This window comes from Parazoarcus communis, assembly GCF_003111645.1.
GTDB classification, from domain to species: Bacteria; Pseudomonadota; Gammaproteobacteria; order Burkholderiales; family Rhodocyclaceae; genus Parazoarcus; species Parazoarcus communis_A.
This window is the reverse complement of record NZ_CP022187.1, coordinates 4258791-4276059: the sequence shown is the minus strand read 5'-3', so window position 1 is coordinate 4276059 and position 17269 is coordinate 4258791. Positions and strand designations below refer to the sequence as shown.

Annotated in this window: 11 protein-coding genes; 5 read left to right on the top strand and 6 right to left on the bottom strand. The window is 62.2% G+C overall.

Annotated elements, in window-relative coordinates:
- Positions 1–99 precede the first annotated feature (99 nt).
- The 3 genes from CEW83_RS19480 to CEW83_RS19470 all read left to right on the top strand — a co-directional run bounded on the left by CEW83_RS19480 (position 100) and on the right by CEW83_RS19470 (position 4754).
- Positions 100–687: an OmpA family protein gene (locus CEW83_RS19480; RefSeq protein ID WP_108950840.1), complete on the top strand. Its 588-nt coding sequence runs from the start codon at positions 100–102 to the stop codon at positions 685–687.
- Positions 688–801: 114 nt separating this feature from the next.
- A complete protein-coding gene (metG, locus tag CEW83_RS19475) occupies positions 802–2943 on the top strand; it encodes a methionine--tRNA ligase (protein WP_108950839.1) in 2142 nt (713 codons plus the stop codon).
- A 119-nt stretch (positions 2944–3062) separates the two neighbouring features.
- A complete protein-coding gene (locus CEW83_RS19470) occupies positions 3063–4754 on the top strand; it encodes a SulP family inorganic anion transporter (RefSeq protein ID WP_108950838.1) in 1692 nt (563 codons plus the stop codon).
- Positions 4755–4775: 21 nt separating this feature from the next.
- On the opposite strand, the gene CEW83_RS19465 is transcribed toward CEW83_RS19470, so the two are convergent.
- Genes CEW83_RS19465 through hemC form a run of 4 tightly spaced genes read right to left on the bottom strand, consistent with a single transcriptional unit; the run spans position 4776 to position 9081 of the window.
- Positions 4776–5957 (bottom strand): heme biosynthesis HemY N-terminal domain-containing protein, encoded by a 1182-nt coding sequence (locus tag CEW83_RS19465; RefSeq protein WP_108951536.1) that lies wholly within the window; start codon positions 5955–5957, stop codon positions 4776–4778.
- Positions 5958–5967: 10 nt separating this feature from the next.
- Entirely contained in the window at positions 5968–7308 is a 1341-nt protein-coding gene (locus tag CEW83_RS19460) for a uroporphyrinogen-III C-methyltransferase (protein ID WP_108950837.1), read from the bottom strand.
- Between the two features lie 9 nt (positions 7309–7317).
- Positions 7318–8106 carry a uroporphyrinogen-III synthase gene (locus CEW83_RS19455; protein WP_234418916.1) on the bottom strand — a complete coding sequence of 263 codons (789 nt, stop codon included), beginning with the start codon at positions 8104–8106 and terminating at the stop codon, positions 7318–7320.
- Positions 8107–8124: 18 nt separating this feature from the next.
- Positions 8125–9081 (bottom strand): hydroxymethylbilane synthase, encoded by a 957-nt coding sequence (gene hemC / locus CEW83_RS19450; protein ID WP_234418915.1) that lies wholly within the window; start codon positions 9079–9081, stop codon positions 8125–8127.
- Positions 9082–9204: 123 nt separating this feature from the next.
- Here hemC and CEW83_RS19445 point away from each other — a divergent pair, with 123 nt between their 5' ends.
- Positions 9205–9633, top strand: coding sequence for a thioredoxin fold domain-containing protein (locus tag CEW83_RS19445; protein WP_108950835.1), 429 nt, complete (start codon positions 9205–9207; stop codon positions 9631–9633).
- A gap of 34 nt (positions 9634–9667) precedes the next feature.
- Complete coding sequence (gene ppc, locus CEW83_RS19440; RefSeq protein WP_108950834.1) at positions 9668–12421, top strand: phosphoenolpyruvate carboxylase; 2754 nt, start codon at positions 9668–9670, stop codon at positions 12419–12421.
- Positions 12422–12608: 187 nt separating this feature from the next.
- On the opposite strand, the gene CEW83_RS19435 is transcribed toward ppc, so the two are convergent.
- The gene (locus CEW83_RS19435) at positions 12609–13016 is read right to left on the bottom strand and encodes a type IV pilin protein (protein ID WP_108950833.1); all 408 of its coding nucleotides are present in this window, start codon (positions 13014–13016) and stop codon (positions 12609–12611) included.
- 3 nt (positions 13017–13019) lie between these two features.
- A complete protein-coding gene (locus CEW83_RS19430; protein ID WP_108950832.1) occupies positions 13020–17267 on the bottom strand; it encodes a pilus assembly protein in 4248 nt (1415 codons plus the stop codon).
- Between the last annotated feature and the right edge of the window lie 2 nt (positions 17268–17269).

The following is a 17269-nucleotide window of genomic DNA, read 5'->3' as shown; positions in this document are numbered from 1 at the left end:
ACCGGACACCGGACTTTCACTCACCCTCTCCGACATCAGGGTTTCCGATTACCCGAATTCGGCCGATAATATTCATTTTTCATAATCACGCGACAAATCATGCTCAACACCACCTCCGCCCGCCTTCGCAAACACCTTCTGCTGCCACTCTGCCTTGGAGCAGCGTTGCTGTCGGCCTGCGCAAGCCAGGGCACCACGGGCGGCACCACATCGACATCCACCACGGCACCGGCCGCCAGACCAGTCCCCCGCATCGACTGGCCGGGACTGCGGCAAGGCCTCGACAAGGCACTTGGCAATGTTGCCGGCGCCGAAGTCGGCGCACCGACCGACAGCAGCCTGCATCTCCGCATTCCGGTGTCCGACGGATTCAGTTCGGACAGCGTCGAACTTCGCGCACCGCTGGCCCGCGCACTCGACACGCTCATTCCCACCCTGAACGCCTACCCCGACGTCGCGATCCATATCGTTGGCCATACCGATAGCGTTGGCAGCGAGATGTACAACCTGCAGCTTTCGATCCGGCGCAGCGAAGCCGTCATGGAATACCTGCGTACCCGCGGCATTGCGCTCGATCGCATGTCGGCCGACGGCAAGGGCGAGGCCGAATCGATCGCCGACAACAGTCGTGAAGCCGGACGTGCGCGCAACCGCAGAGTGGAGTTTTTCCTGCGCCCGCTCGAATGAGCCCTGCGACGCGCCCCGGGACGCGTCGATTCTTTGTACGGCCGACCTCATCCGGTGACGGGATAGGCGGCCGGCTTTGCTAAACTCTCATCTTTCGATTCAAGCAAAGCCATCATGTCCCGCAAGATCCTCGTCACCAACGCACTGCCCTACGCCAATGGCGACATCCATCTCGGCCACCTGGTCGGATACATCCAGTGCGATATCTGGGTGCGCTACCAGCGCATGCGGGGCAATACGGTGCACTACGTCTGCGCCGATGACACCCACGGCACGCCCGTCATGCTGCGCGCCGAAAAAGAAGGCATCACCCCCGAGGCGCTGATCAACCGCGTGCATGGCGAACATCTGCGCGATTTCACCGACTTTGGCGTTGCATTCGACCACTACCACTCGACGCACAGCCCTGAGAACCGCGCCTACGCCGAAGACATCTACGGCAAGCTCAATACGGCCGCGCTGATCGACACCCGCTCCATCGAACAGTATTACGATCCGGTCAAGGAAATGTTCCTGCCCGACCGCTTCATCAAGGGCGAGTGCCCGAAGTGTGGCGCAGCCGACCAGTACGGCGACAACTGCGAGGTGTGTGGCGCCGCTTACGCACCGACCGAACTGAAGAATCCGTACTCGGCAGTGTCAGGTGCAAAGCCGGTACTCAAGACCTCCGAGCACTACTTCTTCCGCCTGTCTGACGAGCGTGCCGTGGCCTTCCTGCGCGAATGGACACGCGGCAGCAATGCGGCCGGCACGCGCCGCCTGCAGGCCGAGGCTGCCAACAAGATGAAGGAATGGCTGGGCGAAGAGGGCGAGAACAAGCTCTCGGACTGGGACATTTCGCGCGATGCGCCCTACTTCGGCTTCGAGATCCCCGGCGCACCGGGCAAGTACTTCTATGTCTGGCTCGACGCGCCGATCGGCTACCTGGCCAGCTTCAACAAGCTGGCACAGAAGCGTGGCGACATCAGCGTCGAGGATTTCACCGACGCTGCGCGGGCAGAAGCCAGCGGCACCGAGATGGTCCACTTCATCGGCAAGGACATTCTCTACTTCCACGCCCTGTTCTGGCCTGCCATGCTGAAGTTCGCCGGCTACCGCACCCCGAGCCAGTTGTGTGTCAACGGTTTCCTGACCGTAGACGGTGCCAAGATGTCCAAGAGCCGCGGCACCTTCATCACCGCGCGCTCCTACGTGGAGCAGAAGCTCAACCCCGAGTGGCTGCGCTACTACTTTGCGGGCAAGTCCAACGGCACCATGGAAGACGTCGACCTCAACCTCGACGACATGATCGCGAAGGTCAATTCCGACCTCGTGGGCAAGTTCGTGAACATCGCCAGCCGCTGCGCAGGCTTCATCACCAAGCGCTTCGATGCCCGCCTTGCTGCGCCGGACGCTGCAGCAATCGCCGAGTTCGCTGCTGCATGGAATTCGGGTTCGATCGCAAACTGTTTTGAAGAGCGCGACTACAGTCGTGCCCTGCGCGAGATCATGCATCTGGCCGACCTCGCAAACCAGTACGTCAACGAACACAAACCGTGGGAGCTGGCCAAGCAGGAAGGCCAGGAAGCGCGCTTGCATGAAGTGTGCTCGACTGCGCTGACCATGTTCCGCGACCTCACCCGCTACCTCAAGCCGGTGCTGCCCGCGCTCGCAGGACAGGTCGAAGCCTTCCTGTCCGTTCCCGAAATGAACTGGACCGGCACCTGGGAACCGCTCCCCGCCGGTCACACCATCAATGCCTACGCGCACCTGATGACCCGCATCGATCGCAAGCAGATCGACGCACTGCTCGAGGCCAATCGCGAATCGCTTGCACCGGCTGCCGCCGCGCCGGCGAAGGATGCCAAGACCGCGTCTTCGCAACAGCGCCATGCAGAAAAGCAGCAACACGCAGCGCCTGCGTCCGAAGCCACGTCAGGTCATATTTCGATCGATGATTTCACCAAGGTGGACCTGAGGATTGCGAAGATCGTCGCCGCCAGCCATGTCGAAGGTGCAGACAAACTGATCCGGCTGCAACTCGATATCGGCGAGGAACGTCCGCGCCAGGTCTTTGCAGGCATCAAGTCAGCCTATGACCCGGCAACGCTCGTCGGGCGAATGACTGTAATGGTGGCCAACCTCGCGCCACGCAAGATGAAATTCGGCATGAGTGAAGGCATGGTGCTTGCCGCATCCGACCCCGAAGGCAAGACCGGCGGGCTTTACATCCTGTCGCCCGACGGCGGTGCAGCACCCGGCATGCGGGTGAAGTAAGCCCATGCCGCTGACGCCCTCGAAACGCTGGATCGCGCTGCAACGCGCCGGCCGAGGGCGTCTGTCTCCGTAAGCATCAGCAACAGTGCCATGTCGCAAGACCGCATTACGGAGACATCATGAACATCAGGTTTCGCCCCAAACTGCTCGACACGCTGCACGGCTACGAACGCGTTGGCTTCACCCAGGACTTGTCGTCCGGCATTACCGTAGGCGTCCTTGCCCTGCCGCTGGCAATGGCCTTTGCCATTGCGTCCGGGATGTCACCGACTGCGGGCATCTGGACCGCCATCGTCGCCGGCCTGCTGATCTCGCTGCTGGGTGGATCGCGGGTCCAGATCGGCGGCCCTACGGGTGCATTCATTCCGATCATCTACGCGATCGTGGTCGATCACGGCGTGCAGAACCTGCTGATCGCAACCATGATGTCGGGCGTCATGCTGCTGGCGATGGGCGCTTTTCGCCTCGGCAGCATGATCCGCTTCATTCCGCTGTCGGTGGTCATTGGCTTTACCAACGGTATTGCGGTCGTGATCTTCATGTCGCAGATCAAGGACTTCCTCGGCCTCAAGATCGACAACCTGCCAGGCGAGTTCTTCGCCAAGCTCGAAGCACTCTACGCGGCACTCCCCACATTGCATCTGCCCACAATTGCAGTCGCATGTGCCTCGCTTGCCGTGCTGGTTCTGTGGAACAGGCGGGCGGCGCGTGTGCCATGGATGAAACGCCTTCCGGGCCCGCTTGCCGTGCTGATCATTGGCACCCTGGTGAATGCGATCTTCAGTCTGCCGGTCGACACCATTGGCAGCCGCTTTGGCGGCATCCCGCAGGAACTGCCCGAGGTCGGACTGCCCGAACTCTCGCTCGGCAGCCTCGGCAAACTGATCGCACCTGCGCTCACCATCGCGCTGCTGGGCGCAATCGAATCCCTGTTGTCGGCACGTGTCGCCGACAGCCAGATTGACGACCGTCATGACCCCAACCAGGAATTGATGGCGCAAGGTATCGCCAACGTGGTCGCCCCACTGTTCGGCGGCTTTGCCGCGACCGGCGCGATTGCCCGCACCGCCACCAACATCCGGACCGGCGGCCGGACGCCCGTTGCAGGCATCATTCACGCCTTGGTGCTGCTGGCCATCGTCCTCGTGCTGGCCCCGTTCGCAAGCTACATTCCGCTCGCAACCCTTTCGGCCATCGTCGTCGTGGTCTCGATCAACATGGGCGAGTGGCACGCCTTTTCGCCGAACCAGCTGGCGCGCTACACCCTGGCCTATCGCACCATCCTGCTGGGCACCTTCTTCATCACCGTGATCTTCGACCTGACACTCGCAGTGGAGCTGGGCATGGTCATGGCCAGCCTGTTCTTCATCTACCGGATGTCAGACCTGACCCGTATCGAACGCATTCCGCTTGAGGAGCATTACGGCGTGGCGGGGGTGAGGCGGGCAGACGGCACGCCCCGGATTCTGGCCTACCGCATGTTCGGCAGCCTGTTCTTCGGCGCCGCCAACAAGCTCGAGAACCTGCTGCTGATGCAGGACGGCCATCCCGATGTCGTCATCCTGGATACCGACAAGGTCATCAACATCGACACCACAGGCCTGGACATCCTGCAGACGCTGCACCGGAATCTGCAAAAGCGGGGGGCGACACTGATTCTGTGCGGACTGAATTCGCAGCCGGGTTCTCTGGTTTTCCGTTCCGGGTTTCTCGACCAGCTCGGCGACGACAATGTCACATCGAACATTACCGAAGCCCTGATCCGGGCCCAGCGCATTCGTGGCGCCGGACCCGAAATCGCTTATGCCTGAAGCCTCCTGACGGAGGCAGGCCTATACCGAAACCCGCTCGGCCGCGGCGCGGTAATGGCGCTGAGCGTCCTGCGGCCGCTCAAGCTGTTCCAGCAGGCGCGCCAGCGCAAGATGGGTTTCAACCGTCGGCTGGAGATTGAGCGAGGCTTCGAGGTAACTCTGCGCCTTGCCCCACAGTTGCGAAGCAATGCACAGGCGGCCCAGCGCAAACAGCAACCCGGCATCGCGCGGGTGTGACTTGAGCCAGCCCTCGGCTTTCGCGAGACAGGCCACCTCGTCCCCCTCGCCCTCACCGCATCCCGCATACAGACGCGCAAGTCCGTCGTCCCACTCGGCATCGAGCAGGCGCTCAAGCGTGCGACGCGCCAGCGCCCCCTGACCCGCTGCAGCCAGCAGGGGCACGGCGCGCTCGACCAGGCGGCGGTCGGCCAGTTCGTCCGCAGGAATTTCGGACCACAGATGGGCAAGTGCCGCACCGTCACCCGCACATTCCTGCAGGCGCTCGATGTGCGCCCGTCGCAGCAGAGGCAGCGCCTGCTCTGCCGACAAGGCCTTGTGCTTGCGCAACTGGCGGGTCAGCTTCAATGCCTCTTCCCACCGCTTGAGCGCCGACGCAACACGCAGCGACAGCCGCAGGGCGGCAATATGCCGGTGCCCCGCAAGCTTCAGCGTTTCCAGCGTTTCGGCCGCCTCGACGAATCGCCTCTGCTCGATCGCGAGCTCAGCCTCGGTCATCAAGCGTGCAACCCGGGCGTCCTCGCCCTGGTCCGCCGCACGTCCAAGCCAGATCCGGTAGCGGGTATCGTCATGCAGGGCGTGCGCCGCACGAGCGGCCACCAGTGCAGCCATCGCCGGACTCTCGCCGGAAGAAAACGCCGACGAAGCGAACTTGAGCGACTGCGTGAAACGCCCCTCGAACAGGGTCCGCAGCGCATCGCGCAGGGCCTGCCCAGCTTTCTCCCTGCGACGGCGCTCGCGCCACTGACCGACGACCGATGGCAAGGCCAGGGTGCGCCGAACCAGGCGGATCACGAAGTAGCCGAGCATGAAGCCCAGCACGAGCAGGACCAGCAAGAGGTTGAGTGACAACTGCGCCCGCCAGGGCGGGAACACGACAAGCACGTAGCCGTCATTGGCGCCGGCCAGCATGGCCGCCCCAGCGGCAAGTGCGAATATGGCGATCAGCCAGAGCAGGGCTCGCATGTTCCGGCCCTCAGGACTGTGGCGCCGCAGCGGGCTTGTCGCCAGCCGGAGCGGGTTGAGCGGGGACGGCATCCGGAGCCGGATTCGCAGGCGCTGGCGTGACGGGCGGAGTCGCCGGAGTCGACAGCGCAGGCTCCGCAGCAGCAGCCGGAGGCACCGCCGCAGGCTTCGCAGCAGGCGCAGGTGCGGCACGTGCCGGGGCCTCACCGCCGCGCGACTGCAGCAGACGCAACGCGGCAAAGCTGTTGGTCAACCCCTTGCGCTCAATGCTCACCGGCATCGCCTCAAGCGTGCGCAACTCCTCGAGCACGAAATTCACGCGATCGTCGCGCACATCGAAAAAACGCTCAACCCAGCTTCGCGCCTGTGCGAGATCGGCGGCATACGTCCGCCCATCGTGGGCCAACAAGGCCAGACGTGCGGTCAGCAGGCGAATCTTGAGGTTCTCGCGCAGGAAGGTACTTTGAGCCGGCGCCAGCAGAACAGGCTCGGCAGCCGGATCAAGGCGCTCGACACGCACGAGGCCGCGCAGATCGTGCCAGACATCCAGTGCGAGCTGTTTGGCGAAGTCCAGCGCAGGAATGCCGCTGCTCTGCTCCACCTTTTCAGGCTCGCCCTCCGTGCCCTGCGGCCCACCGACAAAGGCGAGCGGCAATGCATCGGCACCTACCAGCAGTCGTTCCAGACGCAGCGCCATTCCGGGCACATCAACCACGGGCGTCTGCTTGAGCTGTTCGATGTCACTGACAAGCGCCCTGCGCAGCGGCGCGAGCTGCCCGCGATCATGCATCGCCAGCCGGGTCTCTGCGCCCTGCAAGGCAATCAGAGCGGCCTCGAGGTTGCCGGCCAGCTGCAGCTGCTGCGCGGCAATGGACACCGCCTGTTCGATTTCGGCCATCACGCCGTCTTCGCGCGAGCGGGAGAACTGCTGATACAGGGTTTCCAGCGCCGCGGCCTGGCCCTCGGTCTCCTCGACCTTGGACTCAAGCGCACCCAGCTTGCCCTGCAGGCTCGAGATCAGCTCCTGCTGCTGGCGCGCAATGGCGCGTGCCTCGGTTGCGACAGTGTCACCCTGCGTCAGCCTGCTTGCGAGCTCTTCGCGCAGGTCTGAGGCCTGCCCGCGGAACTCCCACGACTGCCACACGGCAAAGCCCGCGCCGCCAATGGCAATGATGGCCAGCAGCAAGGCCCAGCCGGCCACACCGCTCTTGTGCGCAGGCTGCTCGGTGTTTGGTGTTTCGTCCCGACCGGACGTCTCCGGCGCATGTTCAGGGGCCGCTTCGGCTTTCGGAGCGGAGGACTGAGTCGCCTCTGGAGGCGGCTGAATGAGCGCAGGCGTTTCTTCTTTCATGCCGAGAGTTTAACCAAAATAGGAAATTATCGTGCGCAATGCGCCGTCGTCACCTGCCCCGGCTTCGATAACCCGGGCAAATCCGAGCTCACGACATTGCGCTGCTATGCGCGGATGCGATGCAAAAACGGGCACATCCGAAAGCAGCACCATCCCCGCCGCCCCGACGATATCCGCCAGATTCCGCGCGCCCTCGCTGCTACTGAGCAGCACCCCATCAACCTCACGCCGCTTCACCGGTTCGAGCAGGCGATCAGGCTCGACGTCCGGACAAAAACGTCTGTAACAGCTTAGATACTCGACCTCGGCGCCTCGCGCAACAAGGGTTTCACCCAAGAGGTCGCGGCCACCATCTCCGCGCAGGACCAGAATCCGGCGTCCGCGCACGGCTGCGGGCGCAAACGCCGGCAGCGCGAGGACCGACTCCGAATCAAACCCGGACTCAGGCGCGATCACCCTGCGGAAGCCACGCGCCGCCAGCGCGCGCTCACTCCCCTTGCCGACTGTTGCCACTCGCAGCGATGCAGGCCAGTCGCGCGCCACCAGCAAGCCATCGAGCGCATACCTCACCGCGTTCGGACTGACAAAAAAAGCAAGGTCGAAGGTGTCGAGCCGACCGGCAACCCGCTCAATCTCCGAGCGATCCGCAAGCGGACCGATCCCGATCACGGGAAAGCGCAAGGCAGTGCCACCGCGCTGCTCGATCGCCCTGCACAGGCTTTCCGCCTGTTCCTGCGGCCGGGTGACGACGATCGTGCGCCCGTTCAGCGCATCCGATATCCACTCAACCGCCTCCACGACCGCGGCTCGCCCGTTTCAGCCCAGCTCGGCCAGAATCTCCTCCGCGCCCTGGGCGCGAAGATCCTCGGCCAGCTCACGACCAATCTTTTCGGCATCCTCAACGGCGCCCTCACGCTCGGAACGCAGGATGCGGCTGCCGTCCGGCAGCGCCACGAAACCGCGCAACCACAGCGCGCCAGCGCGGACTTCCGCGTAGGCGCCGAGAGGCACCTCGCAACTGCCGGCAAGCGCACGTGCGACGGCACGCTCCGCACGAACGCAGGCAGAGGTGTCCACGTCATTGAGCGGCTGCAGGCACTCGACGATGTCGCTGCGATTGGCCAGGCATTCGATGCCGAGCGCGCCCTGACCTGCCGACGGCAACGAAATCTCGGCGGGCAAGGTGGAACGGATGCGCTCGCCGAGGCCAAGGCGCTTCAGGCCGGCGGCAGCGAGGATGATCGCATCGTACTGCCCCTCATCGAGCTTGCGCAGCCGCGTGTCGAGATTGCCGCGCAGGCTGGTGACTGCAAGAAACGGGTACTGTGCATGCAACTGCGACTCGCGACGCAGCGACGAGGTCCCCACCACCGTGCCCGGCGGCATGTCGGCCAGCGATTCATAGCGGTTCGAGACGAAGGCATCGAGTGGAATCTCGCGCGCCGAAATGCAGCCCAGCGTGAATTCATCGCCAAGCGTCATGGGCACGTCCTTCATTGAATGCACGGCAATATCGGCCGTCCCGTCAAGCAGCGCCGTCTCGAGTTCCTTGACAAAAAGACCCTTGCCACCAACCTTGGCAAGCGGACGATCGAGGATCTGGTCACCGCGCGTGGTCATGCCCAGAAGCACGACCCGACAGGCGGGATACAATGCCTCGAGTCGCGCCTTCACATGCTCCGCCTGCCAGAGGGCAAGGCGGCTCTCACGGGTCGCAATGACGATGCGTTCGGGGGCGGAGATCGAAGAAGATGCAGGGGCGGAAAGGCTCACGTTAGGAGGACTCATGCTGGGAGAACGATTGTCATGCTGCTGAAGGCACATTTTTGCGGCAACGCAGCATCAGGGTTCGCACCAATGGCGCGCAGGCTGCTCGCAATTCTAGCATGCGTACCAATGACCCTGAGTGCAGCGCAGGGACTGCCCGCAGCGGAGAACCTGGCACAGGATGCAAGACGGATGCGCGCCGAGGCGCTGCCGATGGTGGTGCTCTACAGTCAGGCCGGTTGCACCTGGTGTGAAGAAGCCCGTCGCTATCTGGTGCCAATGTCGTCGGCTGCCGAAACCCGGGATCACGCACTTTACCGGCAGGTTGATATCGACTCCGATGCCGCGCTTGTCGACTTCGAGGGCACCCGCACGACGCATCGCGAGTTTGCACGCGTCAGAAAGGTGCGCCTGACCCCGACCGTCGTGGTCTATGGGCCGGATGGCGCCAGAATCGGCGAGGCCATTGTCGGCATGAGGCTGCCCGACTTTTACGGGCAATACCTCAGCAACGCGGTTGATGCTGCGCGCACTACGCTGAACTCGAGAACACGCTGAAACCCCCTTCAACCCGACCCTCTTCAGACCGCCCATGACTCAAGACAAGGACGCGCCCCTGCGCGAAGACATCCGGCTGCTAGGCCGCCTGCTCGGTGACACGGTTCGTGACCAGCAGGGCGAATCGAGCTTCGATCTCATCGAGCGCATCCGCCAGACCTCGGTGCGCTTCAGGCGCGACGACGACCTTGCCGCACGCCGCGAACTCGAGGGCATTCTGGACGCCCTGTCACGCGAGCAGACCATCCAGGTCGTGCGTGCATTCAGCTATTTCTCGCACCTTGCCAACATCGCCGAGGATCAGCACCACATCCGCCGCTCCCGCGCTCACCTGCTGGCCGGCTCAGCCCCCCGCGAAGGCAGTCTGGCGCACGCGATCGGCCACGCCATCGATCAGGACATTGCCTGCCCTGCCGAGCTCGCAGCCTTCTTCGACACCGCGCTGATCTCGCCGGTGCTGACGGCACACCCCACCGAAGTCCAGCGCAAGAGCATCCTCAACTGCCAGACCGTGGTCGCCAGGCTGCTCGACGAGCGCGACCGCATGCAGCTGACGCCGGAAGAAGCCGAAAACAACCTCGAAGCCCTGCGCCGCGCGGTACTCACGCTGTGGCAGACCCGCATGCTGCGTCCGACCCGGCTGTCGGTGATCGACGAGGTCAGCAACGGCGTGTCCTACTTCGAAAGCACCTTCCTGCGCGAGCTTCCCCGACTCTACGCCAGCCTGGAAGACCGTCTGAGCAAGGCTGATCCAGCCTTGGGCGCACTCGAACTGCCCCCATTCCTGCAGGTGGGGAGCTGGATCGGCGGCGACCGCGACGGCAACCCCTTCGTCACCGCCGAAGTGCTCGAACAGGCCCTGAAGATGCAGGCTGCCGCTGCGCTGGGATACTACCTCGACGAATTGCACACGCTGGGCTCGCAACTGTCGCTGGCACATGGCCTCGTCAGCGCGTCGGACGCGCTGCTGGCCCTCGCCGAGCGCTCGCACGACAGCTCTCCACACCGCAGCGACGAACCTTACCGGCGTGCCATTTCCGGCATCTACGCCCGCCTCTCGGCAACACACCGTACGCTCCTCGGTAGCGACCCGATACGCCATGCCGTGGCCGATGCCGAGCCCTACCTTAACGTCGAAGCCTTTTCGGATGATCTCGACATCCTCCACCGCTCGCTGCAGGCGAATGGCAGCGCTGCGCTTGCACGCGGGCGTCTGCGCCACCTGCGCCGGGCACTGCGGGTCTTCGGCTTCCACCTTGCGCCGATCGACCTGCGGCAGAACTCCGACGTCCACGAAAGAGTCATCGCAGAGCTGCTCGAAGTCGCCCGCCCGGGCACAGCCTATCTGGAGCAGGATGAGGAAGGCCGCTGTGCGCTGCTCCTCGAAGAACTCGCCACCGCCCGCCCGCTCGCGTCGCCGCACGTTCAGTACTCGGACGACTCGGAATCGGAACTCGCCATTTTCCGCGCGGCACGTGCTGCGCACCTGCGCTACGGCAAGGCCGCGATCCGCAACTGCATCATCTCCAAGACCGACAGCGTGTCCGATCTTCTCGAGCTCGCCGTACTGCTCAAGGAGGCCGGCCTGCTGCGACCGCTGGAGAACGCGCTGGACGTAAACCTCGTGCCGCTGTTCGAGACCATCGACGACCTGGAGAACGCCTCCATCATCATGGATCGCATGTTCTCGATCCCGGGCTACCGCAAACTGCTGAGCGACGCGCGCCAGGACACTCAGGAAGTGATGCTGGGCTATTCCGACAGCAACAAGGACGGCGGCTTCCTGACCTCGGGCTGGGCGCTATACAAGGCCGAAGGCGAACTGGTCGAAACCTTCGCGCGCCACGGAGTCCGCCTGTGCCTGTTCCACGGCCGCGGCGGCTCGGTTGGCCGCGGTGGCGGCCCGAGCTACCAGGCCATCCTGGCCCAGCCCGAAGGCGCAGTGCAGGGACAGATCCGACTCACCGAACAGGGCGAAGTGATCGCCGCCAAGTACGGCCACCCGGAGGTAGGACGGCGCAACCTTGAAGTCCTGGTTGCCGCCACCGTCGAGAGCAGCTTGCGCCCGGCGGGCGCCGACACCACCCCGGCCGCCTTCCTCGAGGCAATGCAGGCCTTGTCGGACACGGCGTTCAAGGCCTATCGCGGCCTGGTTTACGAAACACCGGGCTTCGAACAGTACTTCTGGGAGTCGACGGTCATCTCGGAGATCGCCGGCCTCAACATCGGCTCACGTCCGGCGTCGCGCAAGAAAGGCACGCATATCGAGGACCTGCGTGCAATTCCCTGGGTCTTCTCGTGGTCGCAGTGCCGGCTGATGCTGCCGGGCTGGTTCGGCTTCGGCTCGGCGGTCAAGGCCTGGCTGAACGCCAATCCCGATGATGGCCTCGCCAGACTGCAGACGATGTACCGCGACTGGTCCTTCTTCGCCAGCCTGCTGTCGAACATGGACATGGTGCTGGCAAAGACCGACCTCGCGATCGCCTCGCGCTATGCGGCACTTGTAAAGGACGCCGACCTGCGCACGAGCATCTTCGACCGCATCCGCGCCGAATGGAAGGACACGGTCGAAGTCCTGCTGGCGATCACCGGCCAGGACGAACTGCTTGCGGCCAACCCGCTGCTGAAGCGCTCGATCCGCAACCGCTTCCCTTACCTCGACCCGCTCAATCACGTGCAGGTCGAGCTGCTCAGACGCCACCGCGAGCAGTCGGGAGACGAGCGCATCCGCCTTGGCATTCACATCTCCATCAACGGCGTCGCCGCAGGCTTGCGCAACAGCGGGTAGTCATGCCCAATGCTGCCAAGGCCGCGGCGCACCACACTTCATCGGCAGGATAACTCGGGGACCGCAAACGCGACCCCCGTCGATGAGGAGCGCTCAATAGCCGCCGGCAAGCCAATAGAAATGCCCGCTGACACTATTCATGTCAGCGGGCATTTCGTTTCAGGCACAGGGATCTGCTACCCGCATTTCACCAGCAGTCTGAAGGAGTCCCCGTCCCCGATTCGGTCTTGGTTCCCACCTGATTGATACCAAGCGTCCCACATCGTGTGTCTGAGGTCTGCGTGCCTTGTGGCGTCGCCTCGATCAAATAGGTTGTTGCCGACACAGGCGTTCCCGCATTGAATCCAAAGTTATAGAAGCCACTCAATTCCGCCGTGCAGGATACGGCAGGAAGCACCGCTCCAACGTAGGTCATGTTCGTTGTGTAGTAACGCTCCATGAACTGTGCATGCCCAAGCAGACATCCGGCTGCAGCAGCCCGCCGGGTCTTCAGCACATGCTGCTGGTAACTCGGGTAGGCCACTGCTGCAAGAATGCCGACGATCGCAACCACGATCATCACTTCAACCAAGGTGAAACCTTTCTGGCCCTTCATTACTCAGTCCCTCACAATTTCGCGCCAGGAGATACGCCCGGTCCGCTTCAGCCCAAGGTTGATCCGCATATCGGCAATACCGCCACTCGAACCAGAGACGATGAGTTGGTCACCAACGATCGTCGCCTCTCCCGGCATACCGATTTTCGGATCGAAGGAACCAACCACGGCGCCAGACAGCTTGTCGTTGCCATCAAACTTGCCGTCGTCATCGAGATCGAAGGGAGAGTACTCAAGCCGAGCACCGGTGTAGGGGTTGATTGCATTCACATAGCCGCTACCCCCCGCCTCACACGGATCCGGGTCAGGGATGATGCTGCTGGCAAGCAGCACTGGCTCAAGGAATCCGTAGACAATCGAGCGTGTCACGATGCGCTCGCCCCTTGCGGTTGGATCCTTCAGATCAATGTACCAGCCCTTCTTGCCGCTCATGTCCTTGCTGCTGGCTTCCGAAAACACACGTACGCCATAACCACTAACGGAACCGGTGGTCTGGATCGTGCGCTGCACAAGGTCCGATCGCGAGGCCACCTTTGTGTCCTCGTCGATTACGCCGTACCAGGACTGCACCTGCTTGTCGTTGGGATCGCTGCCATACACATAACTGCCGGTTCCGAAGAGCACGAAGGTCTTGCCGTAGTTCACGTCGCTCTTCACTGAATTGACCGAAACAGTCAATTGCGCATTGATCGGCTGCACCACCCCGCTCGAATCCTTCGCAGTAAACAGCGGCTGCGGCGTACTTCCGGAGAGGAAGTAGGACTTCCAGTTCCCCGAACTATTCCCGCTCACATCAAAACGCCAGACGTTGCCTTTCAGGTCGCCCGCGTAGATCTTGTCGATCTTGCCGTTGCCGTCGGAGTCGAGCAGGGTTGGCGTCGACATTCCATTGTCGCTGCCAACCTTGGTGTCGATCTTCTTCAGCAAGACGCCTGTTTCAAGGTTGAAGATATACAGCATCGCATAACCATTGACGCTGTTATGCCCGTTCCCCACCACCGCGACGGTATCACCGCTCTCGAGCGTTCCAATCTGGGGGCGACCTAGCACGTAGCCCAAGTCGTTGTCAGAAGCCCCGCTGTATTCCCACAATGCATTCGATTTCGTGAACGAAGCCGGCGTGGTGACATTGAGACCGAACAAGCCTTTCGCTCCCCGCCCTGTTGACGCGACCAGGATGTTTTTTCCGGGAGTCTGCGTCAGCGTCGATACGGCAATATCACCGTCGGCAAAGAAGGTGTGGCTATAGGTGGTCGTGGCCAGCGTTGCGAGCTTGTTGAAGGTGAGGCCGGGTACATAGCCAAACAACTCGGCCCCGGTTGTACCCGAAAACGCGTGCAACATGCCGTCGTTGCCGCCGACAAATACCGTGTTGCTGTCCTTGACGTAATACGGCGACGAATGAACGATATCACCGAGCAACTTGCTGCGTGTCCGGTACACCCCTGCGTTCTGGACCTCCTTCGACTGGACGCCTCTGAGGTAGTCGAACACGTCTTCCGAACCAAGTGCGGTCTTCTGCGAACTCGACAATTTCGCCCACTCGAACTCGACCCCTAACGCTGCGCTGGTATCCCAGGAAATCAGCGTCCTAGACCCTGCCGCCGGAACACCACTCGACCCTCTCCAAGTTGGCGACGTACTCACCCCCGACGATGTAATGGAGTAGGCAAACAACTCTCCTTCCCAGGTCTTGCTGTTGAACTGGGTCTGGAACACCTTGCTGTCGGTCTGCAACTGCTGGCCGTTCGAGGTGATGTTGCCCGCACTTGCACTGCGATCGACGATGGTGTCGAAGCTCTTCTTCAACGACTCCTTGAGCTTGAGCGGGTTCTGCACCAGGAAATAGGTATCGGGAACGCCGTTGCCGTCTGCATCCCACTCCTGAGTCAGATCAGGCTTCTTGTTGTTGTTACTGTCGACAAAACCGCCCCACTTCGCCGCGTACCACAGCGGATCCTTCAGCAGACTCGCGCTTGAAGACCCCGGCGTGAAAGTGCGGTCGCTGGTGCCGTTGCCGGTGTAGGGAAGCTTGTTGCAAGCGGCAGGCGGATTGGTAACATCACAGTCGCCCGGGTCCATCCCCGGCGGTACGTTCAGGTGGTAATAGCGGTTAGTGTTTTCATCCTGGACGACAAGGTAAACACCGTCCTTGCTTGTCCCCGAAATGACATAGCCCATGCTGTGCTGTATGCCGCCGGCCTGATACTCGGGAGTCAACTTGACCCTCAACTCACCGTTGGCCTCCGCCGAAATCTCGTAGACGACAATCGCATCCATGTCATGGTCTGCGCCCTGCTCGACGTCTTCGAAGTTGATGCGGAACTTTGCGTAATAGCGGCCACTATTGATGGACGCGTCGTAATCGGCACCCGATGCCCCCGACGAGTTCGCAATGGTATCGACGTAAAAGTCGACAATCTGGTTCGTCGGCTGAAAGCTGCCCTTGCTGTTGGAGATGCTTGATCCGCCCACGGACTTTGCGAAGGGAACAACGGTGATCCTGCTGCCTGAAGATGTTTTCGCTTCGATGCGCGGCAAGGGCGAGCTCAGCACTACGGCATAGGTATCTACCGTCTGGGTACCCTTGAGGTCACTGCGCACACTGTTGACCTTGCCGAAATGGGCAACCGAGGCAGAATAGAAGCTGCCCTGCTTGGTCGGCTCCTCGGGTGCCAGGCCACGGATATTGCCCAGCGTCGTGACGGTCTTCGCAGTCGGCGCACCATCATAATTCGTGCCGACCTGGCCGATGTAGCGGCTACCGGCAATTCCCGACTCGCCCGCGGTGATCGAATTGGCGATATCCGACACGTTCATTCCGCTCATGTCACCCGAAAACGAGCCAAAACTGGTCCCCGGCAACTGATCGGAGTCAAAAGAGGGGTTGATACCCGAAACCACGAGCATGTTCGGACGCGCACACCACTGCGCAGCTGCAGCACTGCTGCTCTGGTAGGGGTCATCCCAAGTGGCAGCAGACAGACCAATATCAGCGTCATAACTGCCGGAAGTCGAGAAATCCGAGGTGGCCGATTTCTTCCCGGCAAAATACCGCAAGGCTTCATACATCATCTCACCGGTCGGATTACCCCAGTCGACGAACTCGCCCTCCTTCATCGCCCGGGTCGTCACCCAGCCACCACGGTAGGCATTGTCGGTACGGCTGTTGTTGAAATCCCGAATGCGCAGACTGTTGAGCGCATTGACGATTGTTGCCGATGTCGTGAATTGGCCGGTGGAGGTATCGACCTCGTTCTTGAATGACGACACCACCTTGCGCAGCACCCCGCCCGACATGCTCTTGTTGTAGCTGCCGGAAATCAGGCCGAAGAGCATGGCCTCGTTCTCGCCATACTCATGCAGCAGGCCGATCGGCTTCAGACTCCCATTCGGATAGGACTTGCACCCACTGTTATAGGTCGAAGTACAGACCTCGACCCGCACCGTATAGTCGGTGCGCGAGGCGCCACCGTGATCGTTGTCTCTCAACACCGGACGCTCGGTAGACGCCCACTCCCAGACCCTGCGAGTACTGTTCTGCACGACTCGGAGCAAGGGCGGCTTGTCACTGCAATTGGAAAGCGTCGCGCAATTCACTCCCGCCGTCGCGGTCAGGTTGCCAAAGAAATGACGCTTGCCGCTGCTCGGTTTGGAGAGTGGCGTGTAGTCGCTGATATCGTAGCCGTCAACACTTGAGCTCGTATATTCCTTGGCCCACGAGTGCGCATCCTGCGGCACATAGGCCCGACGCAGCACGGTTTTTGCAGTGGTATCGACATCGCGATAGCCGCCGTAGAAAACCTTGCGCAAGGCATCGATACGGCTGGTCGTGGCATAGTTCAGCCAGTTGCCCGACCACTTCCCACCGGAGCATTTCCCCAAAGTGCCGGCCGTCGCTGCGGGGGTAAAGAGGTCGGAGTTGGTGGCGCCGCTCGAATGCGAGTAGCACAGCGTCGAGTCAAACAAGCCGTAATACGTGATGATTGGCTTGAACCGGGTATCCAGCGTGCCGTCACTGTCAATGTCGCTGGCGTCGTTATAGGCTTCGTAGAACAGCGTGTGGTCCCGGCCGACGACCATCATGCTCAATGGCACCGCCGATTGGGTCGCGACCAGCGGCGTCTCCGGAATTGTTGGCGCCGCAGCACCAGTCAGCGAGACGCCAAGACCGCCAGCCAGCATTGCGGCAGCCAGGACGCTGCGCATGCGCAGCGCCGGGGTCGAACGGTTGTCAGCATTGGTTTTCATTG

Bases quoted from the DNA above. Each gene is read 5' to 3' on its own strand.
- ppc (WP_108950834.1), top strand. From the start codon at position 9,668: ATGACTCAAGACAAGGACGCGCCCCTGCGCGAAGACATCCGGCTGCTA.
- CEW83_RS19445 (WP_108950835.1), top strand. From the start codon at position 9,205: ATGACCCTGAGTGCAGCGCAGGGACTGCCCGCAGCGGAGAACCTGGCA.
- CEW83_RS19470 (WP_108950838.1), top strand. From the start codon at position 3,063: ATGAACATCAGGTTTCGCCCCAAACTGCTCGACACGCTGCACGGCTAC.
- CEW83_RS19460 (WP_108950837.1), bottom strand. From the start codon at position 7,308: ATGAAAGAAGAAACGCCTGCGCTCATTCAGCCGCCTCCAGAGGCGACT.
- CEW83_RS19480 (WP_108950840.1), top strand. From the start codon at position 100: ATGCTCAACACCACCTCCGCCCGCCTTCGCAAACACCTTCTGCTGCCA.
- CEW83_RS19465 (WP_108951536.1), bottom strand. From the start codon at position 5,957: ATGCGAGCCCTGCTCTGGCTGATCGCCATATTCGCACTTGCCGCTGGG.
- CEW83_RS19435 (WP_108950833.1), bottom strand. From the start codon at position 13,016: ATGAAGGGCCAGAAAGGTTTCACCTTGGTTGAAGTGATGATCGTGGTT.
- metG (WP_108950839.1), top strand. From the start codon at position 802: ATGTCCCGCAAGATCCTCGTCACCAACGCACTGCCCTACGCCAATGGC.
- CEW83_RS19430 (WP_108950832.1), bottom strand. From the start codon at position 17,267: ATGAAAACCAATGCTGACAACCGTTCGACCCCGGCGCTGCGCATGCGC.